This is a genomic window from Bifidobacterium sp. LH_450, assembly GCF_056356715.1.
In genome coordinates this window covers 171184-195738 of the sequence record NZ_JBKEUU010000002.1, presented here as the reverse complement: position 1 = coordinate 195738, position 24555 = coordinate 171184, and the positions used below count along the sequence as shown (strand labels likewise).

At 65.2% G+C, this 24555-nt stretch carries 17 protein-coding genes and 1 tRNA gene; 4 read left to right on the top strand and 14 right to left on the bottom strand.

Annotation, left to right across the window (positions count from 1 at the left end):
• Positions 1–121: 121 nt before the first annotated feature.
• Positions 122–1981, top strand: coding sequence for a dihydroxy-acid dehydratase (ilvD, locus tag AC1AXT_RS03370; protein WP_476539156.1), 1860 nt, complete (start codon positions 122–124; stop codon positions 1979–1981).
• Between the two features lie 260 nt (positions 1982–2241).
• Here ilvD and gmk read toward each other — a convergent pair whose 3' ends face one another.
• From gmk to efp, 6 genes are all read right to left on the bottom strand, one after another.
• Positions 2242–2892, bottom strand: a complete 651-nt coding sequence (gene gmk / locus AC1AXT_RS03365) for a guanylate kinase (protein WP_476540453.1) — start codon at positions 2890–2892, stop codon at positions 2242–2244.
• 57 nt (positions 2893–2949) lie between these two features.
• Positions 2950–3870, bottom strand: a complete 921-nt coding sequence (pyrF, locus tag AC1AXT_RS03360) for an orotidine-5'-phosphate decarboxylase (protein ID WP_476539154.1) — start codon at positions 3868–3870, stop codon at positions 2950–2952.
• Positions 3871–3989: 119 nt separating this feature from the next.
• A complete protein-coding gene (carB, locus tag AC1AXT_RS03355) occupies positions 3990–7367 on the bottom strand; it encodes a carbamoyl-phosphate synthase large subunit (RefSeq protein WP_476539152.1) in 3378 nt (1125 codons plus the stop codon).
• Complete coding sequence (gene carA, locus AC1AXT_RS03350; RefSeq protein WP_476539150.1) at positions 7360–8598, bottom strand: glutamine-hydrolyzing carbamoyl-phosphate synthase small subunit; 1239 nt, start codon at positions 8596–8598, stop codon at positions 7360–7362. Before carA ends, carB begins: the two co-directional genes overlap by 8 nt.
• A gap of 93 nt (positions 8599–8691) precedes the next feature.
• Positions 8692–9150 (bottom strand): transcription antitermination factor NusB, encoded by a 459-nt coding sequence (nusB, locus tag AC1AXT_RS03345; RefSeq protein WP_476539148.1) that lies wholly within the window; start codon positions 9148–9150, stop codon positions 8692–8694.
• Between the two features lie 85 nt (positions 9151–9235).
• The gene (gene efp / locus AC1AXT_RS03340; RefSeq protein WP_476539146.1) at positions 9236–9799 is read right to left on the bottom strand and encodes an elongation factor P; all 564 of its coding nucleotides are present in this window, start codon (positions 9797–9799) and stop codon (positions 9236–9238) included.
• Between the two features lie 226 nt (positions 9800–10025).
• Here efp and AC1AXT_RS03335 point away from each other — a divergent pair, with 226 nt between their 5' ends.
• Positions 10026–10742 carry a Pr6Pr family membrane protein gene (locus tag AC1AXT_RS03335; RefSeq protein ID WP_476539145.1) on the top strand — a complete coding sequence of 239 codons (717 nt, stop codon included), beginning with the start codon at positions 10026–10028 and terminating at the stop codon, positions 10740–10742.
• A gap of 139 nt (positions 10743–10881) precedes the next feature.
• Here AC1AXT_RS03335 and AC1AXT_RS03330 read toward each other — a convergent pair whose 3' ends face one another.
• The 8 genes from AC1AXT_RS03330 to AC1AXT_RS03295 all read right to left on the bottom strand — a co-directional run bounded on the left by AC1AXT_RS03330 (position 10882) and on the right by AC1AXT_RS03295 (position 21946).
• Positions 10882–13851: a glycoside hydrolase family 3 C-terminal domain-containing protein gene (locus AC1AXT_RS03330; protein ID WP_476539143.1), complete on the bottom strand. Its 2970-nt coding sequence runs from the start codon at positions 13849–13851 to the stop codon at positions 10882–10884.
• Positions 13852–13976: 125 nt separating this feature from the next.
• A complete protein-coding gene (gene tuf, locus AC1AXT_RS03325; protein WP_476539141.1) occupies positions 13977–15176 on the bottom strand; it encodes an elongation factor Tu in 1200 nt (399 codons plus the stop codon).
• Between the two features lie 169 nt (positions 15177–15345).
• Positions 15346–17475, bottom strand: coding sequence for an elongation factor G (gene fusA, locus AC1AXT_RS03320; protein WP_476539139.1), 2130 nt, complete (start codon positions 17473–17475; stop codon positions 15346–15348).
• 30 nt (positions 17476–17505) lie between these two features.
• The gene (gene rpsG, locus AC1AXT_RS03315; RefSeq protein WP_476539137.1) at positions 17506–17976 is read right to left on the bottom strand and encodes a 30S ribosomal protein S7; all 471 of its coding nucleotides are present in this window, start codon (positions 17974–17976) and stop codon (positions 17506–17508) included.
• Positions 17977–17981: 5 nt separating this feature from the next.
• Positions 17982–18353, bottom strand: a complete 372-nt coding sequence (rpsL, locus tag AC1AXT_RS03310; protein WP_006294990.1) for a 30S ribosomal protein S12 — start codon at positions 18351–18353, stop codon at positions 17982–17984.
• A gap of 291 nt (positions 18354–18644) precedes the next feature.
• Entirely contained in the window at positions 18645–19676 is a 1032-nt protein-coding gene (locus AC1AXT_RS03305; RefSeq protein WP_476539135.1) for a threonine aldolase family protein, read from the bottom strand.
• A gap of 189 nt (positions 19677–19865) precedes the next feature.
• Positions 19866–19941: transfer RNA gene (locus tag AC1AXT_RS03300), tRNA-His, on the bottom strand.
• Positions 19942–20740: 799 nt separating this feature from the next.
• Entirely contained in the window at positions 20741–21946 is a 1206-nt protein-coding gene (locus AC1AXT_RS03295) for a glycosyltransferase (RefSeq protein WP_476539133.1), read from the bottom strand.
• A 286-nt stretch (positions 21947–22232) separates the two neighbouring features.
• Between AC1AXT_RS03295 and purT the strand changes: the two genes are divergently transcribed.
• Entirely contained in the window at positions 22233–23531 is a 1299-nt protein-coding gene (purT, locus tag AC1AXT_RS03290; RefSeq protein WP_476539131.1) for a formate-dependent phosphoribosylglycinamide formyltransferase, read from the top strand.
• Positions 23532–23782: 251 nt separating this feature from the next.
• The gene (gene purC / locus AC1AXT_RS03285; RefSeq protein WP_476539130.1) at positions 23783–24532 is read left to right on the top strand and encodes a phosphoribosylaminoimidazolesuccinocarboxamide synthase; all 750 of its coding nucleotides are present in this window, start codon (positions 23783–23785) and stop codon (positions 24530–24532) included.
• Positions 24533–24555 lie beyond the last annotated feature (23 nt).

The following is a 24555-nucleotide window of genomic DNA, read 5'->3' as shown; positions in this document are numbered from 1 at the left end:
TCGCGGTGAGGAAATCCTTTTCCAAAAATGCCAGTCTATCGCGCCCGCTCGACGGTCATTTTCGTGGCCACAATGTGGCCTGAACTCGGCAGCGGAAGGATTTTTGGGTTGAATGGATTCTATGGAAAAGCGATCTGCGAAACTGATGAATGGAAGAATCTTCGCCGGAGCCCGAGCGCTCTACCGCGCGGCCGGCGTCGACGGGAACGATTTCGGCAAGCCGATCATTGCGATTGCGAATTCGTTCGATGAGTTCGTGCCGGGCCACGTGCATCTCAACAAGGTCGGGCGGCTGGTGTCCGAAGCCGTCAAGAAGGCCGGCGGCATCCCGCGCGAGTTCAACACGATGGCCGTCGACGACGGCATCGCCATGGGCCACACCGGCATGCTGTATTCGCTGCCGAGCCGCGAGATCATCGCCGACACTGTCGAATACCAGGTCAACGCCCACTGCGCCGACGCGCTGATCTGCATTTCCAACTGCGACAAGATCACCCCGGGCATGCTGATGGCCGCGCTTCGCCTGAACGTCCCGACGGTGTTCGTCTCCGGCGGCCCGATGGAGGCCGGCACGACGGTCCTGCCCGACGGCACCGTCAAGGAAAACACCGACCTGATCGACGTCATGTACGCGTCCGCCGACGACTCGATGAGCGACGAGGATCTACTCGCCTACGAGAAGACGGTGTGCCCCACCTGCGGTTCGTGCGCCGGCATGTTCACCGCCAATTCGATGAACTGCCTCACCGAGGCCATCGGCCTGGCGCTGCCGGGCAACGGCACGATCCTGGCGTCCCACGAAGACCGCAAGCGGCTGTTTGAACGCGCCGCGAAGACGGCCGTCGAAATCGCAAACCGCTACTACGACGAAGACGACGCTTCGGTGCTGCCGCGTTCGATCGCCACGAAGGAGGCGTTCGAGAACGCAATGACGATGGACGTCGCGATGGGCGGCTCGACGAACACCGTGCTGCACATCCTCGCCATGGCGCAGAGCGCCGACGTCGACTTCACGCTCGACGACATCGAGCGCATTTCCCACACGGTGCCGTGCATCTGCAAGGCCTCGCCGTCCGGCCCGTGGGAGATTTCCGACGTGCACCGCGCCGGCGGCATCACCGGCATCCTCGGCGAACTCGACCGCGCCGGCAAGCTGCACCGCAACGTGCATTCCATCGACTACCCGAGCCTGGAAGCCAAGCTCGCCGACTGGGACATCATGCGCGAGACGTGCACCGCCGAGGCGAAGGACATGTTCCTGGACGCGCCAGGCCACATCGTCTCCCCCGAGCCGTGGACGCACAACACGAAGTTCGACTCGCTCGACACGGACCGCCAGGAAGGCGCCATCCACGACATCGATCATCCTGCCGTGACCGAAGGCGGCCTGGCCGTGCTGCGCGGCAACCTGGCCCCCGACGGCTGCGTGGTCAAGACGGCCGGCGTGCCGCGCGAGATCTGGGAATTCGAAGGGCCGGCGCTGGTCGTCGAATCGCAGGAACAGGCCATCGAGGTCATCCTCAACGACACGCTCAAGCCGGGCCAGGCGCTCATCATCCGCTATGAAGGCCCCAAGGGCGGTCCGGGCATGCAGGAAATGCTCTACCCCACCTCGTTCGTCAAGGGCAAGGGCATCGGCAAGGAAGTCGCGCTGATTACCGACGGCCGCTATTCGGGCGGCTCCTCCGGCCTGTCGATTGGCCACGTCGCGCCCGAAGCCGCGAACAAGGGCCCGATCGCGCTCGTCAAGGACGGCGACATCATCCAGATCGACATCCCGAACCGCACGATCAACGTCAAGCTCACCGACGAGGAACTTGAGGCGCGCCGCGCCGAACTCGAGGCCGGTGACGGCTACGTGGCGCACCGCGACCGCCAGGTGTCCCAGGCACTCAAGGCGTTCGCCGCCTTCGCCCGTTCGGCCGACAAGGGCGCCACCCGCGACCCGGAGCTGATCGACCGCCTCAGCGGCCTGGCGTAAAGGCGCACGCAGCGCAAGGTACCAAGGTACGTCGCTGCGCATCCGCACAGAAGAAGGGCGAAGGGGCTCCCGGCACATCCGGGAGCCCCTTTTCACGTTAAACGCCAACGCCTGGGTTTGCCGCTTGCTGCCGGTTTTGGCCATCCGTTTCATCAGGCAAGGAAGACGAATAATGACGATAATGACGCAAGGAAGGCTGCGATGAGCCGTCCAGGCTGGCCGACGGACGCGGCTTCGCGGTGGTCAGGCAGCCCTGCCCCCTACAGCCCGTATTCCGCGGCGATGATGTTCCACAGGTCGCTGGCCGCCTGGTCGACGTCGTTGTTGACGACGGTGACGTCGAATTCGCTTTCGGCCGCCAGCTCTACCTTCGCCGTTTCCAGGCGCTTCGCCTGCTGCTCGGGCGTTTCGGTGCCGCGTCCCACCAGCCGCCGCTTGAGCTCCTCGAAGCTCGGCGGCGCCAGAAACACGTAGACGACTTCGAGGCCGAGTTCCTGCGCGCGCTGCTTGACGCGCCGCGCCCCCTGCAAGTCGATTTCCAGAATGGTGGGCACGCCTGCCGCCAGGTGCTCCCGCACCGGCGCCAGCGGCGTGCCGTAATGGGCCATGCCGTGCACGAGCGCGGTCTCCAGGAACTCCCCGGCCTCTTCCTTCGCCGTGAACTCGCTTTCGTCCATGAACCAGTAGGTGACGCCGTTTTCCTCGCCCGGCCGCGGGGCGCGGGTCGTGGCGGACACCGACACCCAGATCTGCGGGTGTGCGGCCTTCAGGGCCGCCTCGACGGTTCCCTTGCCTACGGCAGTCGGCCCGGTCAGCACAAGCAGGCGCCCCCTGGGCGACGCCGCCGTTCCGGCTGCCTTGCACTGGGCGGTGGGTTTCGCTTGCGTTGCGGCATCGTTCATGGCTGCAATCCTCGTTTCGTTCAGGGCGTATCGACTCCCCTAGCGTAGCTCGGCGCCGCGAAGAAGCTAGCGCGGTTCGAGCGAGACTTCCATCAGCGCCTTGCGTACGTCGAGCGCCACCGCTTCGGTGGCCTGTACCAGCGCGGAGATATCGGGCCCGTGCTTGGCGATGGCGCGGGAGACGGTGACCAGCACGTTGCCGTTCGTGCCGCGGAACACCTGCTTGAGGTCGTCCGCCTCCGCTCCCTGCCAGCCGTACCCCGGCGACAGGATCGGCCCGGTAAACGTCGACGGCGCCACGTCGCTGTCCTGCATCCATTCGCCGATCGTCGCGCCGATGATCAGGCCGACTGAACCAAGATTCGGCGCGGCCGCTTCGTTGTAGCGTTGCGCCATGTGTGCGATGCCGTACGCCACCGTCCGCCCGCGGTATTCCCCGGACTGGCGGATGGCCGTCTGCAGGCTGGCGCCCTCTTCGTTGGACGTCAGCGACGCGATGAACACGCCGCGTTCATTGTCGAGCGCCTCGTCGATCAGCCCGGCCAGGGAGCGCGCGCCGTAATACGGCAGCAGCGTGATGGCGTCGGCGCGCAACGGCGCCCTCGGCTTGAAGTAGGCGTCCGCAAAGGCGGAAATCGTCGTCGGCAGGCCGCCATGCAGGCAGTCGACGATCGTGATGATGCCCATCTGTTTGGCGGCGTAGAGCACCCGTTCCAGCGCGGCGAAGCCCTTTGAGCCGTAGCGTTCGAACATCGAAAGCTGGAACTTGACGGCGGCTGCGCGCCCGTTGGCCGCCTGCAGCATGCGCATCGAATACAGTTCGGCGCCCTGCGCGTCCACGTTGTAGCCCCAGTCGAGCAGCAGGTTGCGGTGCGGGTCGATGCCGACGCAGAGCGGCCCGAAATGCTTCATCGAATTGCCCAGGCGCAGCCCGAATTCGTTGCGCTTGATCTGCAACTCGCGTCCGACGCGGGTTTTCGCATCCATCGTCCACCTCGTTTCGTCGTTTGGTCCTACAAGCCAAGGTACCACGGCCGCGATGAAAGACAGGCGCCCCGTGCGCTGCACGCCGGCAGCGAACGGGGCGCCTCAGGACGGTCCGGGCCTTACTTGGCTTCGGACTCGAAGAGGAGCTTCGAATGCTCCTGGATGCTCATGATCTGGTAGTCATGGCGCTTGACGGCCTCGATGGCCATCAGCACGGCGGAGAACTCGGTCATCGTCGTGAAATGCGGCAGGTCGGCCGCGATCGCCGCGGCGCGGATCGAATAGCCGTCGGAACGCGAGCCACGCGAATTCGGCGTGTTGAGGATCATGTCGATCGTGCCGTCCTCGATCAGCTCGACGACGTTCTTGCCGACGCTGCCGGGGGCATGCTCGACCGTCACCGGGCTGTCCGGATCGGAATCAAGCCGGCCGGTAATCTTGTCCACGATCTTCGCATCGATGCCGTAGCGGGCGAGCACCGAAGCGGTGCCTTCGGTCGCCCACAGCTTGAAGCCGAGCTCAACGAGGCGCACGGCGAACAGCGGCAGCTGCTTCTTGTCGGTGTCGTTGACCGAAATGAACACGTTGCCGCTGGTCGGCAGGCCGCCGTCGTAGGCTGCCAGCTGGCTCTTGGCGAACGCGTGCGGGAAATCGCGGTCGAAGCCCATCACCTCGCCGGTGGAGCGCATTTCGGGCCCCAGCAGGATGTCGACCGTCTTGCCGACCGGCGTGCGGAAGCGCTTGAACGGCAGCACCGATTCCTTGATGGCCACCTGCTGGCCGCCGCGGATGTCCGCACCGTCGCCGTGCGGCAGCAGCAGGCCGTTGGCGCGCTGCTGCTCGATCGTCTCCCCCGCCATGATGCGCGCCGCGGCCTTCGCCAGCGCCACGCCGGTGGCCTTCGAGGCGAACGGCACGGTGCGCGAGGCGCGCGGGTTGGCTTCGATGACGTAGAGCGTGTTCGCCATGAACGCGTACTGCACGTTGATCAGGCCCTGCACCCCGCAGCCCTTGGCGATCGCGTAGGTCGCCTCGCGCAGGCGGCGGATCTGGTCGTCGGACAGCGTGCTCGGCGGCAGCGCGCAGGCGGCGTCGCCGGAATGCACGCCGGCCTCCTCGATGTGCTCCATGATGCCGCCGATGTACAGTTCCTCGCCGTCGAACAGCGCATCGACGTCGATTTCGATGGCGTCCTGCAGGAACTTGTCGATCAGCAGCGGCGAAGGCAGCCGCCCGGACACCACGGTGTCGGCCTGCGCTTCCTCCAGCGCGCGGTTGACGTACTTCTCGAGCTGCGCGTCGTCGTAGACGATCTCCATGCCGCGGCCGCCGAGCACGTAGCTGGGGCGCACGAGCACCGGGTAGCCGATGGAGTGGGCGGCTTCGAGGGCCTCCTCGAGGCTCAGGGCGGTGCCGAAGCGCGGGGCGTTGAGCTTCTCCTGGCGCAGCACCTCGCCGAACAGCTCGCGGTTCTCGGCCAGGTCGATCGATTCGGGGCTGGTGCCGAGAATCGGCACGCCGGCCGCCTTGAGGCGCGCGGCCAGCGACAGCGGCGTCTGGCCGCCGAGCTGGACGATGACGCCCTTGACGGGACCCATCTTCTTTTCCGCTTCGTAGATCTCCAGCACGTCCTCGAACGTCAGCGGCTCGAAATAGAGCCGGTCGGACATGTCGTAGTCGGTCGAGACGGTTTCGGGGTTGCAGTTGACCATGATCGTGTCATAGTCCTTGCCAAGCTCCTGCACCGCATGCACGCAGGTGTAGTCGAACTCGATGCCCTGGCCGATGCGGTTCGGGCCGGAGCCGAGGATGATGACGGCTTCGCGTTCTCGCGGGCGCAGTTCGGTTTCGTCGGCGTAGCAGGAGTAGTAGTACGGGGTGGCCGCGTCGAATTCGGCGGCGCAGGTGTCGACGGTCTTGTACACCGGGTGCAGCCCGTAGTTCCAGCGCAGCTCGCGGATGGTGTTCTCGCCGGCGTCGCCCAGGCCGCGCAGGTGCGCGACCTGCACGTCGGAGAGCCCGGCGAGCTTCGCCTTCTTGAGCAGCTTCGCGGACAGCGTTTCGGCCGCCTTGACCTCCATCGCCACGGCGTTGATGTGCGCCAGCTGTTCGACGAACCACGGGTCGATCTTCGTCGCCTCGAAGATCTCCTGCTCGGTGGCGCCGCCCCACAGCGCGCGCATGATCTGCAGGTAGCGCTGTTCGGTCGGTTCCTTCATCGCCTCGAGCAGCCGCTCGACTTCGGCGCGGTCCGGCGCTTCGCCGTCCCAGCTGAAGTTCATGTGGCGCTTGTCGATCGAACGCATCGCCTTGCCGAGCGATTCGGTGAAGTTGCCGCCCAGCGCCATCGCCTCGCCGACGGACTTCATCGACGTCGTCAGCTTCAGGTCGGCGCCCGGGAACTTCTCGAACGCGAAGCGCGGCACCTTGGTGACGACGTAGTCGATCGTCGGCTCGAAGCTGGCCGGCGTCGACTGCGTGATGTCGTTGCGGATTTCGTCGAGCGTGTAGCCCAGCGCCAGCTTCGTGGCGATCTTGGCGATCGGGAAGCCGGTGGCCTTGGAAGCCAAGGCCGAGGAGCGCGAAACGCGCGGGTTCATTTCGATGACGATGATGCGGCCGGTTTCCGGATGCACGGCGAACTGGATGTTGCACCCGCCGGTATCGACCCCCACGCCGCGGATGATGGCGATGCCGATGTCGCGCAGCTTCTGGTACTCGCGGTCGGTGAGCGTGAACGCCGGGGCCACGGTGATCGAATCGCCGGTGTGCACGCCGACCGGGTCGACGTTCTCGATCGGGCAGACGACCACGACGTTGTCGTTGCGGTCGCGCATGAGCTCGAGCTCGTATTCCTTCCAGCCTTCAATGCCCTCTTCGATGAGCACCTCGTCGGTCGGCGAGTAGTGCAGGCCGGCGCCGGCGATGCGGTGCAGCTCTTCGGTATCGTGGGCGATGCCGGAACCCAGGCCGCCCATCGTGAAGCTGGGTCGCACGACGATCGGGAAGCCGAAGCGCTCGGCGATCGCGTCCGCTTCCTCGAGCGTGTGCGCGATGTCGCTGCGGGCCGATTCGGCGCCTGCCGCCTCGACGACTTCCTTGAACATCTCGCGGTCCTCGCCGCGGTCGATGGCTTCCAGCGAAGCGCCGATCAGCTCGACGCCGTACTTGTCGAGCACGCCCGCCTCGCCCAGCGCCATCGCGGCGTTGAGGGCCGTCTGGCCGCCCAGCGTCGGCAGCAGCGCGTCGGGGCGTTCCTTGGCGATGATCTGCTCGAGGATGTCGGTGGAGATCGGCTCGATGTAGGTGGCGTCGGCCATTTCCGGATCGGTCATGATCGTGGCCGGATTGGAGTTGACGAGGATGACGCGGATGCCTTCCTCGCGCAGCACGCGGCACGCCTGCGTTCCGGAGTAGTCGAATTCGGCGGCCTGTCCGATGACGATCGGGCCGGAGCCGATGACCATGACGGACTTGATGTCGTTGCGCTTAGGCATGCGCGTTGTCCTCCTTGGCGTTGGTGGCGATGGGCTTGCGCGTCGCCATGAGTTCGTTGAAGCGGTCGAAGAGATAGGCAGCGTCGTGCGGGCCCGCGGCGGCTTCCGGGTGGTACTGCACCGAGAAGGCCGGGATGTCCACGCACTGCAGCCCTTCGACGACGTCGTCGTTGAGGTCGACATGGCTGACGAACACCTTGCCGTACTTGCCGCCGCCGTACGGGGCGTCGACGGGCGCGCCCAGCGGCGCGTCGACGGCGAAGCCGTGGTTGTGGGCCGTGACCTCCACCTTGCCGGTGGTCAGGTCCTGCACGGGCTGGTTGACGCCGCGGTGGCCGAACTTGAGCTTGTAGGTGCCGAAGCCGAGCGCGCGGCCCAGCAGCTGGTTGCCGAAGCAGATGCCGAAGAACGGGTAGCCGGCATCGAGCACCTGGCGCAGCAGCGCGACTTCGCCGTCGGCCTGCTCCGGGTCGCCCGGGCCGTTCGAGAAGAACACGCCGTCCGGATTGAGCGCCTCGATCTGCTCGAACGTCGTGGAGGAGGGCAGCACATGCACGCGGCAGCCGCGTTCGGCCATGCGCGCCGGCGTCATGCCCTTGATGCCAAGGTCGATGGCGGCGACGGTGAACAGCGGCTCCTTGCCTTCGAATGCGCCGGAAGGCTCGATGACGTAGGCCTCGTCGGTGCTCACCTCGTCGTACAGGCTCATGCCCTTCATCTGGGGAGTACCGGCGACCTGGGCGGCAAGCGCTTCGAGCGGCTTGAGCGAGCCGTCCTCGTCCACCAGCGCGGCGCCGGAGAAGATGCCGGCGCGCATCACGCCCGCCGAACGCAGGTGGCGCACCAGCTTGCGGGTATCGACGCCGCCGATGCCGACGATGCCCTGGGCGACGAGCTCGTCGTCAAGGCTGCCGGTCGCGCGCCAGTTGCTGACGGTGCGGCTGGGATCGCGCACGACGTAGCCGGCGACCCAGATGCGCTCCGATTCGCTATCCTCGCCGTTGACGCCGGTATTGCCGATGTGCGGGAAGGTCTGCACGACGATCTGGCGGTCATAGCTCGGATCGGTCAGCGTTTCCTGATAGCCCGTCATCGCCGTGGAAAACACGATTTCGCCGGTGGTGGCGCCCGTCGCTCCGTACGGTTCGCCGACGTACACCTGCCCGTCTTCCAGAAGAAGCACCGCATCGTCGGCAGTGTATTGCGCGGTAGCCGAGTCGTTCTGGCTCACCCAAACCCCCATTCTCCAAGGTTCATTTTCCATAAAAATCAATCTTGCGGCCGGTTTGGAAAGCGACCCGGCCAAACGCATTGAAACGGCCGGTCAGCCCTCCGGCGTCCCTTCCGGCTTGCCGGGCGAATCCGGCTTCTGGGGCGTTTCGGGCTTGCGCTCTGCGCACACGGCGCTGAGCAGTCCATGGATGAAGGCGGGGGAATCATCGTCGCATAGCGTCTTCGAAAGATTCAGCGCCTCATCGATGGCGACCTTGTCGGGCACGTCGTCGTTGTACATGATTTCCCATGCGGCGATGCGCAGGATGTTGCGGTCGAGCACGTGCATGCGCCAGACCTTCCAGCCCGTCGAATGGCGGTTGAGCAGGTCGTCAATCTCCTTGCGGTGGTCGGCGACGCCCCGCACGATATCGATGGCGTATGCGGGAAGCGGGGTCTGGGCGCCCGGTTCGGCGATGCGCTCATCAAGAAGGGACAGGATGTCCTGCCCCTTCTCATCCGCTTCGTACAACGTATTCAAAGCCCTCTTGCGGGCAGTGGAACGTGACATGGAAGCTTCGGTTTCCTTTCCCAGGATGGATGTCGTTGACCACCATAGCACTCCGGCGCCTTGCGGCGCCGGAAACGGCCACGGATCAGTTTTCGCGGCCCAGGTAGGAGCCGTCGGCGGTGTTGACCTTCACCTTTTCGCCCTCGCCGATGAACAGCGGGACCTGGATCTCGGCGCCCGTCTCGACGGTGGCCGGCTTCGTGCCGGCGTTCGAGCGGTTGCCCTGCAGGCCCGGCTCGGTGTGGGTGATCGTCAGCACGACGGACGCCGGCAGCTCCACCGACAGCGGGGTGCCGTCATGGAAGGAGACGATGCAGTCGGTGCCTTCGAGCAGGAACTTCGACTGGTCGCCCACCAGCGACTGCGGGATCATGATCTGGTCGTAGGTGGTCATGTCCATGAACACGTAGTTGTCGCCGTCTTCGTAGGAGTACTGGAGCGTGCGGTTGTCCACCGTCTCGAACTCCATCTTCATGCCGGCGTTGAACGTCTTGTCGACGATCTTGCCGCTCAGCACGTTCTTGATCGTCGTGCGCACGAAAGCGGGGCCCTTGCCCGGCTTGACGTGCTGGAACTTCAGGACCTGCCACAGCTGTCCGTCGAGGTTCAGGATGGAGCCGTTCTTGATGTCGTTAGTAGTCTGTGCCAACTTTTTCACCTATTCCATTAGATTCGAGCTTCGAGACGGCGCCGTGCGCCGTTCCAACGCTTCGCAAGCCTAGATTAAGCCTTCGCCATTATGCCATACCCGCCCTACAGTGGCGCCCCGTCCAATCATTTCCATGGATTTTGTGGAAAGGTCCAATGCCTTCGCGCCTTCGTTGCGCTAGATTGGGGACCTGACCAAACCCCGGCCTGTTTTCGAAGGGAGCAGCATGTTCACCAACCGTACCGCGCAGCTGATGCTGCAGAGCATGTACGTGGCGCTCGGCGTCGTCGGCATCGTCGGCAGCTTCGGGCTGTACGAATACCAGTACGATGCCGTGTGGTATACGTACTTCACGAACCTGTCGAACTACCTGTGCATCGGCGTCATGGTGGCCGAACTCGTGCATACCGCGCGCCGCAAGGAGGACGGCTTCGTCCAGACGGCGCCGCGCCTGAAATTCGTGTCCGTCACCGCCATCCTGCTGACCTGCCTGGTGTTCAACTTCCTGCTGGCCAACCAGCCCGACCGTTCGCCGGCGCAGAACGTAACGGTCACCTGCATCCTGTTCCATACGGTGCTGCCGCTGATGTTCGCCGCCGACTGGATCCTCTTCTACCGCCATCAGGTCGCCCGCTGGACGTGGCCGCTGCTGTCGGCCGTCTTCCCGCTGCTCTTCCTCGTCTATATCTATACGCGCGCGGCGCTGCTCGGGTTCAATCCGGACGCGCCGAACATCTACCCCTACTTCTTCCTCAATCTCGATACGCTTGGGCTGGCCGGCGTAGCGCGCTGGATCGCCATCCTGCTGGTGGCGTTCATGGCGTTCGGCTACCTGCAGATGGGCCTCGACCGCCTGCTCAAGCCCACGCAAAGCGCACGGCGCACGCTCGAAGGGCTTGAGGAGCTGGCCGCCGAAGCCGCCTCCCCCTCCCTCGCCAAGTAGGAACGCAAACCAAAGTAGGAACGCAAACCACAGCAGGACCGCAGGCGCAGCGGCAACTCCGCAGCGTCGCGATAGCGACGGGCCCCGCGGCATACGCTCGCGGGGCCCGAAATCTTTTGCCTCAGGACGGGAACGTGCGCTAGTCGACGCGGATGCCGGAAACCTGCGCCTGTCCGCACAGCACGAGCGTGAAGGACGTCGTCCATTCGGGCAGCGGGAACGCGCCTTCTCCATCCGCCACGATGTCGTTGCGGCCCACGCGCAGATGCACCGGGCTGCCGACCATGCAGTTGCTGCCGGCGAGCCGCACGCGCCGGCCCGGTTCCGTGGGCTCGAAGCCGCTGAACGTTATCGTGCCGGGATGCCCATGCTGCAGGACGGTCGCCGCGCAGGCCGCCCCCGCCGGCTGCCCCATGATCGGCGCCGACGGCACCAGCGCGATGTTGGAGGCGTCGTCCCAGTGGTCGATGCGGATCCATTCATTGACCGGGCGCGGCTGCGGCGGCACGCCGTCGACGTCCAGCGGCACCCTGGCGCGGATGTCGCCGCTGGACGCGCCGATTTCCAGCGCATAGCGGCCGTCGGGAATGCGGTAGTCGCCCAGGCGCACGTCGTAGATGCGCAGGTTCTCCATCGGGATCTTGAGAACGGGGCGGCGCTCCTCGCCCGGCTGGACCTGCCGCTCGCGGACGAAGCCGACCAGGCGGCGCACCGGCATCGCCACCGGATCGTCCCCCTCTTCGCGCGGATAGCGCACGTAGGCTTCGATGACGGCGTCGCTGGCCATGTCGCCGCGGTTGACGATCTTGACCGGCACGCGCACCGTGTGGTCGACGACGGCGCTCAAGTGCCGGCCGCCGTTCGGCAGCGCCCGGAACGCGTACGAAAACGGCGCATAGGTCAGGCCGTGGCCGAACGGGTAGAGCACGGGGCCGCGGTGCCATTGGTACGTGCGGCCGCCGCCGATCATGTCGTAGTCGTTCTTGTCGGGCAGCTCGACGCCGGCGCCATACCACGTCATCGACAGCCTGCCGGCGGGAGCGACGGCGCCGAACAGCGCGTCGGCAACGGCATCGCCCATGCACTGCGAGCCCGAAGCCGTCAGCAGGATGGCCGGCACATGCTCCTCCTCCCAGTCGATGTCGTACGGATAGTTGGCGACGAGCACCATCGCCGTATTCGGGTTCGCTGCGGCGAGCCTGCGCACGAGCGCATGCTGGGACGGCGGAAACGCGGTGGAATGCCGGTCCTCGTCCTCCTTGCCATTGATGACCGGGCAGCAGCCGACCGCCGCGATGGCGACGTCGGCGACCGCCGCCAGCCGCTCGGCGCGCGCGATGCCCCACTCCTCCACTTCGAATTCCAGCATCGCGCCCTGGCTCGCGGCGGTGCCGAAGCCATGGGTCTGCGGCACCCCGATGCGCTGCGAGGCGAGGTCGGTGCCGCCCGCGGCAACGATGCCGCCATCTTCGCCGATCGATATCGGCACGCCGCTGTAGATGCACAGGTTGCCGGCGGCGTTGCGATGGAAGGTTTCCTTGACGAACCAGCCGAACGGCATGTCCTTGATGGCCCCGATCGTGCCGTCGTCCAGCGCCGTCAGGTATTTGCCGGTCGTTTCGGAAACGAACGTCAGCACCCCATGGCCCCAATCCTGCAGGCGGAAGCGTTCCGCCTTCGCCGCGTCGTCGACAGCCCGCAGCCGCGCATCGTTGCCGAGCGCGGCATAGCGCCCGTCGAATTTCAGCAGCACGACGTCCAGCGCATCGTCGACGACGACGTCCGCGTCGGCGCCCGCGGCCCTGCGCACCCCTTCGGCTATCGTCACGTGGCTGTCCGGCTCGCCGCCGTACCAGTCCCGGTACCAGCGGTCCGCGAGCGGCCCCAAGACGGCGATGCGTTCCGGCGCCGCGCCGTCAGCCGTGCTGGGCACCTGCAGCGGCAGCAGCCCGTCGTTCTTGAGGAGCACGAGCGATTCGTCCGTCAGCTGCCTGGCTATGCGGCGATGGGCCGCGCTGTTGACGGCGTCGTCGCGCACGGCCGCGAACGGATTGACCGGCCGCGCGTCGAACAGGCCGAGGCGCAGCTTCGTCGTGAACGAATGCCTGAGCGCCGCGTCGATGTCCCCGACGTCGATGAGCCCCTCTTCATAGGCCTGGGTCGCCGCTTCGCGTACGAGGTCCGGGTCGTCGACGATGCAGTCGACGCCGGCCTTGAGCGCCAGCGCCACCGTCTGCGCATGCGTGGCGGTGTCGCCCCGCGCGTCGCGCACGAGCCGCATCGCGCCGCCGTCGCTGACGACATGCCCGTAGAGCCCGTCTTCGCCGCGCAGCAGTTCCCGCGCGCGGGCGTCGTGCATTTCGACGGTGCCGTTGACGGCGTTGTACGCCATCATCACCGAACTGGCGCCATCGTGCTGGATGCAGCGGCGGAACGGCTCCAGGTAGTATTCCTTGCGGTCGCGCGCACCCACCGTCGACGACGTGACGCAGCGCCCTTCCTCGACGTTGTTGGCGAAGAAATGCTTCAATGCGGCGCTGACGCGCAGATGGTCGCGGGTTTCCTCCGGGCCGCCTCCCTGCAGCCCGCGCACGTAGGCTCCGGCCAGCACGCCGGTAAGCACCGGGTCTTCGCCATACCCTTCCTCGGTACGCCCCCATCTCGGGTCGCGTTCGAGGTCGACGGTGGGGGTCCAGCGGCACAGGCCGCCGCTTGGGTTACGCCGGTAGAGCGCCCGCGCTTCGGTGCCGACGAGCGCGCCGGCCTGTTCCATGAGGTCGGCATCCCACGTAGCGCTCATGCCGATGGGTTGCGGCAGCGACGTCGTGTATTCGGCGTGCGGCAGGCTTCCATTGGGTTCGGGGCCGTCGGCGCCCTGGTCATGGCGCGCTTCGACGCCATGCGCCGCCTCTCCCCCGATATTGAACGGCTCGATGCCCAGCCGCGGCACCCCCGGCGTGCTGGAGGCCAGCAGCGAGAGCTTTTCGTCGATGGTCAGTTCGTTCAGGAGCCATTCGACGCGTTCGGATATGGGCAGAGATTCGTTCCACAGCGGCGTGGAGCGGTAGTCGTTGCGTCGGTCATGGCCTTCGGTTGCCTGCGTCGCCATGTTTCCCCCAGACTCGCGTTGGACATTTCCTCCCATTCTACCCAACAGAAAAGCCCCGCCCCCAACCGGGAGCGGAGCATTACGCGAGTTCAGCGTGTCAGATCTGCTGACTGATTCGAGGGGAATCAGGCGAGGATCTTGGTGACACGGCCTGAGCCGACGGTGTGGCCGCCTTCACGCACAGCGAAGGTCAGGCCCTCTTCCATGGCGATGGGCTGGATCAGCTCGACCGTGAAGGTCGCGTGATCGCCCGGCTGCACCATTTCAACGCCTTCCGGCAGCGTGATGACGCCGGTGACGTCCGTGGTACGGAAGTAGAACTGCGGACGGTAGTTGGAGAAGAACGGCGAGTGACGGCCGCCTTCATCCTTGGTCAGGACGTAGACTTCGCCTTCGAACTTGGTGTGCGGAGTCACGGAGCCCGGAGCAGCCACGACCTGGCCACGCTCGACATCGGTACGGTTGATGCCGCGGAGCAGCAGACCGGTGTTGTCGCCAGCCTCGCACTCGTCCATCTGCTTGTGGAAGGTCTCGATGGAGGTGACGGTGGTGTTCTGGGTCGGGCGGATGCCGACGATCTCCACGTTGGTGTTGATCGGCAGGCGGCCACGCTCAACACGGCCGGTAACCACGGTGCCACGGCCGGAGATCGTGAAGACGTCTTCGATCGGCATCAGGAACGGCTTGTCGAGATCGTGCGTCGGGGTCGGGATGTACTCGTCGACGTAGTTCATGAGTTCCTTGACGGACTCAACCCACTTCTCGTGATCCGGAGCGTCGTCGTGCAGGGCGCCGTAGGCGGAGGTGTGCACGACCGGGCAGTCGCGGTCGAAGCCGTTCTCGTCGAGGAGGTCGCGGACCTCTTCTTCGACAAGCTCGATGAGCTCTTCGTCGTCGACCATGTCGCACTTGTTCAGGGCGACGAGGATCTTCGGCACGCCCACCTGGCGGGCGAGCAGCACGTGCTCGCGGGTCTGGGCCATCGGGCCGTCGGTGGCGGCCACAACGAGGATAGCGCCATCCATCTGGGCAGCGCCGGTGATCATGTTCTTCACGAAGTCAGCGTGGCCCGGGCAGTCGACGTGAGCGTAGTGACGCTTCTCGGTCTGGTACTCGATGTGGGCGATGTTGATCGTGATGCCGCGCTGCTGCTCTTCCGGAGCGGCGTCGATCTGGTTGAAGTCGTAGGCCGGGTTGACATCCGGGTACTCTTCGTGCAGAACCTTCGAGATGGCGGCAGTCAGCGTCGTCTTGCCGTGATCGACGTGGCCGATGGTACCGATGTTAACGTGCGGCTTAGTGCGCTCGTACTTTTCCTTTGCCATGTATTTGTCCTCCTGGACGTTCTCGTAGTAAGCCTTGATGGCCTCAAGGCACTTGCTACATTTTACTGGGTTTCTTGGTTCCTCCACCCGGACCGAAGCGCACCCAGTCAACGCTACAGAATATTAGCGTTGACTGGGGACACTGTCCAGTCCGAAATGAGGAGATTTATCACTCGCCGCGCTGGGCCTTGATGATCTCGTCGGACACTGCCTTCGGGACCTCGGCGTAGGAGTCCATCTGCATCGTGAACATTGCGCGGCCCTGCGTCTTGGAACGCAGGTCGCCGATGTAGCCGAACATCTCGCTCAGCGGCACCTTGGCGTCGATGACCTTGACGCCGGTGGCGTCGTTCATCGACTGAATCTGGCCACGGCGGGCGTTGAGGTCGCCCATCACGTCGCCCATGTACTCTTCCGGCGTGCGGACTTCCACGGCCATGATCGGCTCGAGGATGACCGGCTTGGCCTTCGGAGCGGCTTCCTTGAAGCACATGGAGCCGGCGATCTTGAACGCCATTTCCGAGGAATCGACGTCGTGGACCTGGCCGTCGGTGACGGTCGCCTTGACGCCCACCACCGGGAAGCCGGCGAGGATGCCGGATTCCATGGCTTCCTGCACGCCAGCATCGATCGAAGGAATGAATTCCTTCGTGATGTGGCCGCCGGTGACCTCGTTCTCGAACTCGTAGACTTCGCCGGACTCGGTGTCGAGCGGCTCGAAGTTCATGAGCACCTTTGCGAACTGGCCGGAACCGCCGGTCTGCTTCTTGTGCGTGTATTCCTGGTTCATGACGGCCTTGCGGATCGTCTCGCGGTAGGCGACCTGCGGCTTGCCGACGTTGCACTCCACCTTGAACTCGCGGCGCATGCGGTCGACGATGATGTCGAGCTGGAGCTCGCCCATGCCGGAGATCAGCGTCTGGCCGGACTCTTCGTCGGTCTTGACCTGGAAGGTCGGATCCTCGTCGGACAGCTTCGCCAGGGCGATGCTCATCTTCTCCTGGTCGGCCTTGGTCTTCGGCTCGACGGCGACCTCGATCACCGGATCCGGGAAGGTCATCGACTCGAGCGAAATCGGGGCCTTCTCATCGCACAGCGTGTCGCCGGTGGTGACGTTCTTCAGGCCGACGAACGTGTAGATGTTGCCGGCTTCTGCGGAATCGACCGGGTTCTCCTTGTCGGCGTGCATCTGGAAGATCTTGCCGACGCGTTCCTTCTTGCCCTTCGTCGAGTCGAGCACGGTGTCGCCCGGCTTGACGACGCCGGAGTAGACGCGCACGAACACGAGCTTGCCGTAGAACGGGTGGGTCGAGATCTTGAAGACGAGGGCCGAGAACGGATCGTCGAAATCAGGCTTGCGGTCGATTTCGATGGACTCGTCCTTCGGGTCGAAGCCCTTGATGCTCGGAACGTCTTCCGGGCTCGGCAGGTAGTCGACGACGGCGTCCAGCATCGGCTGCACGCCCTTGTCCTTGAAGGCCGAGCCGCACAGGACCGGGTAGGCCTCGCGGTTGATCGTGAGCTTGCGGATGCCGGCGCGGATCTCGTCCTCGCTCAGCTCGCCGCTCTCGAGGTACTTCTCGAGCAGCTCTTCGTCGGACTCGGCGACCTGGTCGAGCAGCTGGGAACGGTATTCCTCAGCGCGGTCCTTGAGGTCGTCCGGGATGTCCACGGTGTCGTAGTGGGCGCCCATGTCGTCCTTGACGTCGTTCCAGACGTAGGCCTTCATGCGGATCAGGTCCACGACGCCGGCGAAGTCGTTCTCGGCGCCGATCGGCAGCTGCACGACGAGCGGGGTCGCGCCCAGCTTCTGCTTGATGGTGTCGACGGAGTAGTAGAAGTCGGCGCCGAGCTTGTCCATCTTGTTGATGAAGCAGATGCGCGGCACGCCGTACTTGTCGGCCTGGCGCCACACCGTTTCGGACTGCGGCTCCACGCCTTCCTTGCCGTCGAACACGGCAACGGCGCCGTCGAGCACGCGCAGCGAACGCTCCACCTCGGCGGTGAAGTCGACGTGGCCCGGGGTGTCGATGATGTTGATCTGGTACTTGTCGCCGGTGTCGTGGGTCTGGCGGTTCCAGAAGCAGGTGGTGGCGGCGGACTGGATGGTGATGCCGCGTTCCTGTTCCTGGGCCATGAAGTCCATCGTCGAGGCGCCGTCGTGCGTCTCGCCGATCTTGTAGTTCTTGCCGGTGTAGTACAGGATACGTTCCGTCGTGGTCGTCTTGCCGGCATCGATGTGGGCCATGATGCCGATGTTGCGGACCATGTGGAGGTCAGTAAGCACGTCTTGTGCCATGAGGTTTCCTTACTTTCTAGGCTCGGCTGATTACCAGCGGTAGTGAGCGAAGGCCTTGTTGGCTTCGGCCATCTTGTGGGTGTCTTCGCGACGCTTCACGGAAGCGCCGAGACCGTTGGAGGCGTCGAGGATTTCGTTGGCGAGGCGCTCGGCCATCGTCTTCTCGCGGCGGGCGCGGGAGAAATCGGTCAGCCAGCGCAGCGACAGCGTGTTCGCGCGGGCCGGCTTGACTTCGACAGGCACCTGATAGGTGGCGCCGCCGACGCGGCGGGAACGCACCTCGAGGGACGGGCGGATGTTGTCGAGGGCGCGCTTGAGCACGGCCACCGGCTCCTGGTCCGTCTTCTCCTTGACCATATCGAGCGCCGAGTAGACGATGTCTTCGGCGATCGACTTCTTGCCGTCGAGGAGGATCTTGTTGATCAGCTGCGCCACTACGGTCGAGCCGTAGATCGGATCGGGCAGCACCTGGTGTTTCTTGGAAGGTCCTTTACGTGACATTTTGCTTACTTCGCCTTCTTTGCTCCATACAGGGAACGGCCCTGCTTGCGGTCCTTGACGCCCTGGGTATCAAGCGCGCCACGCACGATGTGGTAGCGCACGCCCGGCAGATCCTTCACACGGCCGCCGCGCACGAGCACGATGGAGTGCTCCTGCAGGTTGTGGCCTTCGCCCGGGATGTAGGCGGTGACTTCGACGCCCGAGGACAGGCGCACACGGGCGACCTTGCGAAGCGCCGAGTTCGGCTTCTTCGGGGTGGTCGTATAGACACGGGTGCACACGCCGCGGCGCAGCGGGCTGCCCTTAAGAGCCAAAGTCTTGGACTTCTTCGGCTTTGCCTTGCGTCCCTTGCGGACGAGCTGTTCAATAGTAGGCAACTTGAATTCTCCGATTCAGTGGTTATCTGTTCTTCTGGTGGAGCCGCCTCGCTGCAGCCACACCCTCCCACTGCCCGGAAGGAAGCCTTTCGGTCAAGAAAGCGTTCAGCCACTGTCCACCGGCCCGATGGCCCCTCCCCCTCTGGCTGGCCGCATTGCTGCGCGCCGTGATGACGGAGGCGGGGATATCCCAGCGCGATGCCCCTGTTACATAAGGCGCATGGCTGGCACACACGAATTACGACATTATCATGCGGGGCCGAAATGGGCAATGGCTGCGACACGCCGAAGCTACAGCAGCGCGATGAGCTCCTTGACCTGGTCGTCGGTCGTCGCCCAGCTGGTGCAGATGCGCAGCAGCACGCGGCCGTCGGGAAGGTTCTCCATGAAGCCGAGCTTGACGCTCTTCTGCAGCCGTTCGGCCTGCTCGCGCGTCATCGCCACGAAGATCTGGTTGGTGCTCGACAGGTACTCGACGTCGTAGCCCTTGGCCATCAGCGCCTCGCGGATCTTGTCGGCCTCGACGTTGGCGTGCTTGCCGAGCTTGAAATACAGGTCGTCGGTGAACAGCACGTCGAACTGCAGGCCCAGCAGCCAGCCCTTCGCCAGCAGCGCGCCACGGCGCTTGACGAGCGCGGTGAAGCGCGCCGGCACGTCGCCGCGGGTGAACACGACCGCTTCCCCGCACATCGCGCCGCACTTGGTGCCGCCGATGGTGAACACGTCGGCGATGCGCGCCAGGTCGGCCAGCGTCATGTCGTTGTCGTTGCTCGCGGCCGTCAGCGCATAGGCCAGCCGCGCGCCGTCGACGTACAGCGGCATGTGGTTGTCATGGGCGACCTGCGCGATGGCGGCCAGTTCCTCGCGCGAATACAGCGTGCCGTATTCGGTCGGCTGCGACACGTACACGCTGCCCGGGGCGACCATGTGCTCATGGTTGGCGTCGGCGTAGAACCGCTGGCAGAAATCGTCGAGCGCCTGAGCCTCCAGCTTGCCGTCCTTGCCGGCGATGGCCAGCACCTTGTGGCCGGTGGCCTCGATGGCGCCCGCTTCGTGCACGTTGATATGCGCGCTGTCGACGCACACGATGCCGGCATCCTGGGGCGTGATGGCGTCCAGCACCGTCTGGTTGGTCTGCGTGCCGCCGGCCAGGAACGTGATCTTCGATTCGGGGGCGTCGCAGGCCTTGGCGATCTTGGCGGCCGCGCTCTGGCAGAAGCCGTCGGCGCCGTAGCCGCTGATCTGCTGGTCCGCCGTTTCCTGCATCCTGCGCAGGATTTCCGGCGCGGCGGTGGACGAATAGTCGTTTTCAAACGAAAGCATGGCAACTCCTTGCGCTGGCGGTACCGTCGGCGCCAATTCTAGCTCGGAACAATCTTGGTTCATTCCAGCGTAGGGCGGCGCCGGGCGCGGCGGAGCGCTCCTCCTCGCTGGGCTTACCTTGCCGCCTTCGCCTAGGCATCGCCGCCGGGAACGCGAGAGGCCCCTCCGCTAAACGGAGGGGCCTCTTGGTGGGGTGGCTAACGCGGCTCGAACGCGCGACCTTCTGAACCACAATCAGATGCTCTACCAACTGAGCTATAGCCACCATGTTCGCCTTGCGCCATCAAGCAGCGCCAAGCAACAGATGAAGACTATACACCGTTTCACGCCCCGGTGCCCACACGGCGTGTCGGACCGTCCAATGACACGCCGTTTTCGTTGTCCAGCCCTCGTGTTGCCAGCGTCGAGCGACTATACTAATGAAGTGAAAAGCAAAGAGCATACGCAAGGACGCGAATAGGGATTGAAGAATTGGCCTTCACGTGGAGAAGGCGGCGTGCAAGGGCACGGCAAGTTGAACGGAAGTCAACAGCCAAACGATTGATGGATGGCATTGAAGGCTGCAGCAAATGGCATAACTGAATAACCCTGCAGGTCTTCGACGCCTCGGATGCAGGTTCGGTAGTTTGGCGTCGGGATTGTATGCCGTGATGGCAACGAAGGTACCAGAGTGATGGACAAGCGCTCCCCCGGCAGGCAGCGCAGACACGACATAACAGCAGAGGGCAACCGGACAAGCAAGGCGCCCGCCATAACGGGAAGCGCATGTTGATTGCACCGGCCTTATTCGCGAAGGAACAACCAAAGCAAGGCTGGTGAAACGACAAGCCGGGCAGGTTTGCAACGAGGAGATGGCCCGGCACGTCAATGCAGGGTAAGGAGCCCCTGGAACGCACGGTTCCGGGGGCTCCTTTTTTGCGCTACCCGTGCCCCGTTCAGCCCCTCAGGCGGCGTGTAGCCATGTATCCCAGGCATTCAGCGGCGAGGGTGGTTCCGCGCGGCAGGCGTGCGCGCCATCAAGATGTATCCCAAGCATTCAGCGGCGAGGGGCGGCGTAACGGCGTTCAGTCTTCCTCGGACGGCACGTAGGCGCCGCGCTCCGGATGCCCGTCGATGACGTCGCGCTCCATCGCCACGAAGCGGCGCACCGACTCTTCGACGGCGTAATGCGCCCGGGCTTGCCGCGCATAGCGGTCGCCCCATTGCGCCAGCTGCTCCGGGCGGTCGATCCACCAGTCGATGCGGGCCGCCAGCTGGTCCACGTCGTCGACGTCGAACAGCGATTCGCCGAGCAGGGCGAAATGGCCGGCGGCCGACAGCGGCGAATCGGCGATGACCGGCACCACGCCGCAGGCCATGGCCTCGAGCACGCTGACCGATTCGAGGTCGGCGATCGAGGGATGGACCAGCAGGTCCGCCGAATGCAGCAGCGCCGGCATGTCGGCGTTGGGATGGAAGCCGATGGCGGCGCCGTTCGCCAGCTCGCGCTGCGCCTGACGCTCCAGGCGGCGCTTGAGCGGGCCGGTACCCGCAATCGTCAGGCGGATGTCCTGCGCGTGGGCGCAGCGCGCGATCGCCTTGATCAGCATCGTGTGGTTCTTTTCGTTCGTCAGCCTGCCCGAGGCGACGATATGGAATGGCCGCGGCGACGCGTTCGCGGCGGTGCGCGGGGCGCGTGCCGAAAAGCGGCTCTCATAGCCGTTCGAAATGACGTGGATCGGCGTGGCGTAATGATGGGACGCCAGCAGCTGCGCCCCCAGCCGCGTAGGCACATGGATGGCGTCGACCTTGGAATACAGCCAGCGGTTGAACAGCCAGTAGATGAACGGGGAAACGAACCCGAGCCGTTTGAGGGGGCCCGCCGAATAGGTGACGTTCTCCGGCTGCACATGGTAGCCGGCCGTCACCGGAAGGCCCATGCTCCGCGCCGCACGCAACGCATGGCGGCCGAAGCGGAACGGCATGTAGATATGGACGATGTCGGCGCCGTCGAAGGCGCGCTCGAAGAGCGTGGCGCTCGGCTCGGCGAACTGCATCTGCTGCTTGGCTGAAATCCGGCTGACCAGCGGAATGCGGTTGACCTTCGCCGGGTAGTCCGGCGAACCGATGCCTACCAGCCGCACCTCATGGCCCTGCCGGCGCAGCTCGGCCGCCCACTGCAGCGCAGAATTGGACGTGCCGTTGCCCCGGTTGCCGCCGGTCTCGACGACCATCGCTATCGTGAGTGGACGTTGGCCGGAGGTTTGCTGGGAATCGCTCATGGGTGCCATCTTAATGCAGTCCACGCAGCCACACAGGAACCCAATCTTAATTTTCTTTCCTCCTCCCCTTCCGGTTCCCCAACACGCCGTCCGCGGAGGAACCCGACCCAGCAAATGCAGCAAACCAGACTTCCGGTTCCCCAACACGCCGATGGCAGAGGAACCGGACGTAGCAAACGCACGAAAACCTGCGCCCGGTTCCCCAACACGCCACCCGCGGAGGAACCCGACCCAAGCAAATGCGGGAAACGTCGCGGCCGGTTCCCGCGGCACGGCAGGTGGCACAATATTGCCTATGGTTCTTCTCGATCAGTCAACGCTTGCCTCCATCGCCGGCGACGGACGTACCGTCGGCACCCCGCTCGGAGACCATCCCACCCGCGTCCTGATGCTCGGCTCCGGCGAGCTGGGCAAGGAAGTCGCCATCGCGCTGATGCGGCTCGGCGTATGGGTCTGCGCCGCCGATTCCTACGAAGGCGCGCCGGCGGCGCAGGTCGCCCACGAGGCGCGCGTCACCGACATGGCCAACGCCGGGCAGCTGCGCGCGCTGATCGCCGACGTCAAGCCCGACATCATCATCCCCGAGGTCGAGGCCATCGCCACCAGCGAACTGGCCGACGCGGCCTCGAGCGGCATCCAGGTGGTGCCGAGCGCCGAAATCGCCGCGATCTGCATGGACCGCGAGCGCCTGCGCACGCTCGCCCACGACGACCTCGGGCTGCCGACGACGCCGTACCGGTTCGCCGGCTCCGAACAGGAGCTTGCCGAAGGCGTGCGGGCCATCGGGGTCCCCTGCGTCGTCAAGCCGGTCATGAGCTCGTCCGGGCACGGGCAGTCCGTCGTACGCTCGGAGCAGGACGTGCCGGCCGCGTGGAAGGAAGCGCAGGAAGGGCGCCGCGCTGCCGGGGAGGGCGGCGTGTCGCGCGTCATCGTCGAAAAGCTCGTCGACCTCGACTACGAGCTGACGATGCTCACCGTCAGCTCGTGCGCCGGCATCGTCGTATGCCAGCCGATCGGCCAGCGCCAGGAACACGGCGACTACCGCGAATCGTGGCAGCCGGCCGAGGTGCCCGCATCCGTCCTCGAACGCGCCAACGAGATCGCCACCGAAGCCGTCGACGGGCTGGTGTCGATCGCCCGGCGCGGCAAGGAGCATGGCTGGGGCGTGTTCGGCGTCGAGCTGTTCGTGCTCAAGGACGGCACCGTGCTGTTCAACGAGGTCTCGCCGCGCCCGCACGATACCGGCATGGTGACGATGGCCAGCCAGGCGCTGAGCGAATTCGAGCTGCATGCCCGCGCGATCCTCGGCATTCCGGTCAAGCAGGGGCACGTCGCGCTGTCGCTGCCACGCTTCGCCGGCGCCGCTTCCCACGCCATCGTCGTCGAAGGCGACGGGCAGGCCGAATTCAGCAATCTCAATGAAGCGCTCGCGCAGCCCGGCACCGACCTGAGGATCTTCGCCAAGCCGGAAGTCCATGGCCACCGGCGCATGGGCGTCGCGCTGGCGACCGGCGCCGACCCGCAGGAAGCGCGCGTGCGCGCCGCGCAGGTGGAGCAGGCGCTGCGCATCGACGTCGTGCCGAGCGCAGGCTGACGCATAGGACAGCACAGCCGTTCCAAGCCGCCGCCCGGACGCCTTGCGCCGCGCGGCGGTTTTTCGTAACGTTTTATCCTTCTTTTTCCCGGCAACGCAGGTTCTTTGCCGTAAAAAGGCGCCGTTTCCGTTTCTTTTGCAAAATCTTTTTCCCGCGTCCGCATCGTGGACTATGTAACGCTCCGTTGATAGTCTTAGGGCGTCATCATCCGCCATTTCCAACCAAGGTGAAACCCCAAGGAAGGCAACCAATGGAGAAACTGGACAAGCTCTACGAGGGCAAGGCCAAGAAACTGTACGCGACCGATGATCCCGACGTGCTGTGGGTTGAATACATGAACCAGGCCACCGCCGGCAACGGCGCCAAGAAGGCGCAGATCGAAGGCAAGGGAGCGCTGAACAACCGCATCACCGCCGTGCTGTTCGACCTGCTCAAGGCACGCGGCGTCGACTCCCACTTCGTGCAGAGCCTGTCCGACACCGACCAGCTTGTGCGGCGGATGGACATGTACCCGCTGGAAATCATCATGCGCAACACGGCCGCCGGTAGCTTCGCCAAGCGCTATGGCGTCGAGGAAGGCACGCCGCTGGCCAAGCCGATCCTCGAGTTCTGCGTCAAGAACGACGAGCTGGGTGACCCGTTCATCAACGACGACGGCATCGTCGCGCTCGGCCTGGCGACCGAAGAGGAGCTCGCGGAGATTTCGCGCCAGGCGCGCGCCGTCAACGAAGCGCTCAAGGACATCTTCGCCAAGATCGACGTGCAGCTCGTCGATTTCAAGATCGAGGAAGGCAAGACGTCCGACGGCGACATCCTGCTCGCCGACGAGATCACGCCGGACACCTGCCGCCTGTGGGACCTGAAGGACGGCTCCGGCGAAATCGAGCACCTCGACAAGGACCTGTTCCGCCGCGACCTGGGCAACATCATCCCGGCCTACGAGGAGATCCTCGAGCGCCTGACGGCGCTGGCCGAATCCGAAGGCGTAGCGCGGCGCTAGCCCATCAGCCTGTATCCCAGCCG

Excerpts from the sequence above, each read along its gene's own strand:
- purT (WP_476539131.1), top strand. The coding sequence starts at position 22,233 with ATGGTTCTTCTCGATCAGTCAACGCTTGCCTCCATCGCCGGCGACGGA.
- AC1AXT_RS03305 (WP_476539135.1), bottom strand. The coding sequence starts at position 19,676 with ATGCTTTCGTTTGAAAACGACTATTCGTCCACCGCCGCGCCGGAAATC.
- fusA (WP_476539139.1), bottom strand. The coding sequence starts at position 17,475 with ATGGCACAAGACGTGCTTACTGACCTCCACATGGTCCGCAACATCGGC.
- pyrF (WP_476539154.1), bottom strand. The coding sequence starts at position 3,870 with ATGGATGCGAAAACCCGCGTCGGACGCGAGTTGCAGATCAAGCGCAAC.
- tuf (WP_476539141.1), bottom strand. The coding sequence starts at position 15,176 with ATGGCAAAGGAAAAGTACGAGCGCACTAAGCCGCACGTTAACATCGGT.
- ilvD (WP_476539156.1), top strand. The coding sequence starts at position 122 with ATGGAAAAGCGATCTGCGAAACTGATGAATGGAAGAATCTTCGCCGGA.
- purC (WP_476539130.1), top strand. The coding sequence starts at position 23,783 with ATGGAGAAACTGGACAAGCTCTACGAGGGCAAGGCCAAGAAACTGTAC.
- nusB (WP_476539148.1), bottom strand. The coding sequence starts at position 9,150 with ATGTCACGTTCCACTGCCCGCAAGAGGGCTTTGAATACGTTGTACGAA.
- rpsG (WP_476539137.1), bottom strand. The coding sequence starts at position 17,976 with ATGTCACGTAAAGGACCTTCCAAGAAACACCAGGTGCTGCCCGATCCG.
- AC1AXT_RS03335 (WP_476539145.1), top strand. The coding sequence starts at position 10,026 with ATGTTCACCAACCGTACCGCGCAGCTGATGCTGCAGAGCATGTACGTG.
- AC1AXT_RS03295 (WP_476539133.1), bottom strand. The coding sequence starts at position 21,946 with ATGGCACCCATGAGCGATTCCCAGCAAACCTCCGGCCAACGTCCACTC.
- carB (WP_476539152.1), bottom strand. The coding sequence starts at position 7,367 with ATGCCTAAGCGCAACGACATCAAGTCCGTCATGGTCATCGGCTCCGGC.
- AC1AXT_RS03330 (WP_476539143.1), bottom strand. The coding sequence starts at position 13,851 with ATGGCGACGCAGGCAACCGAAGGCCATGACCGACGCAACGACTACCGC.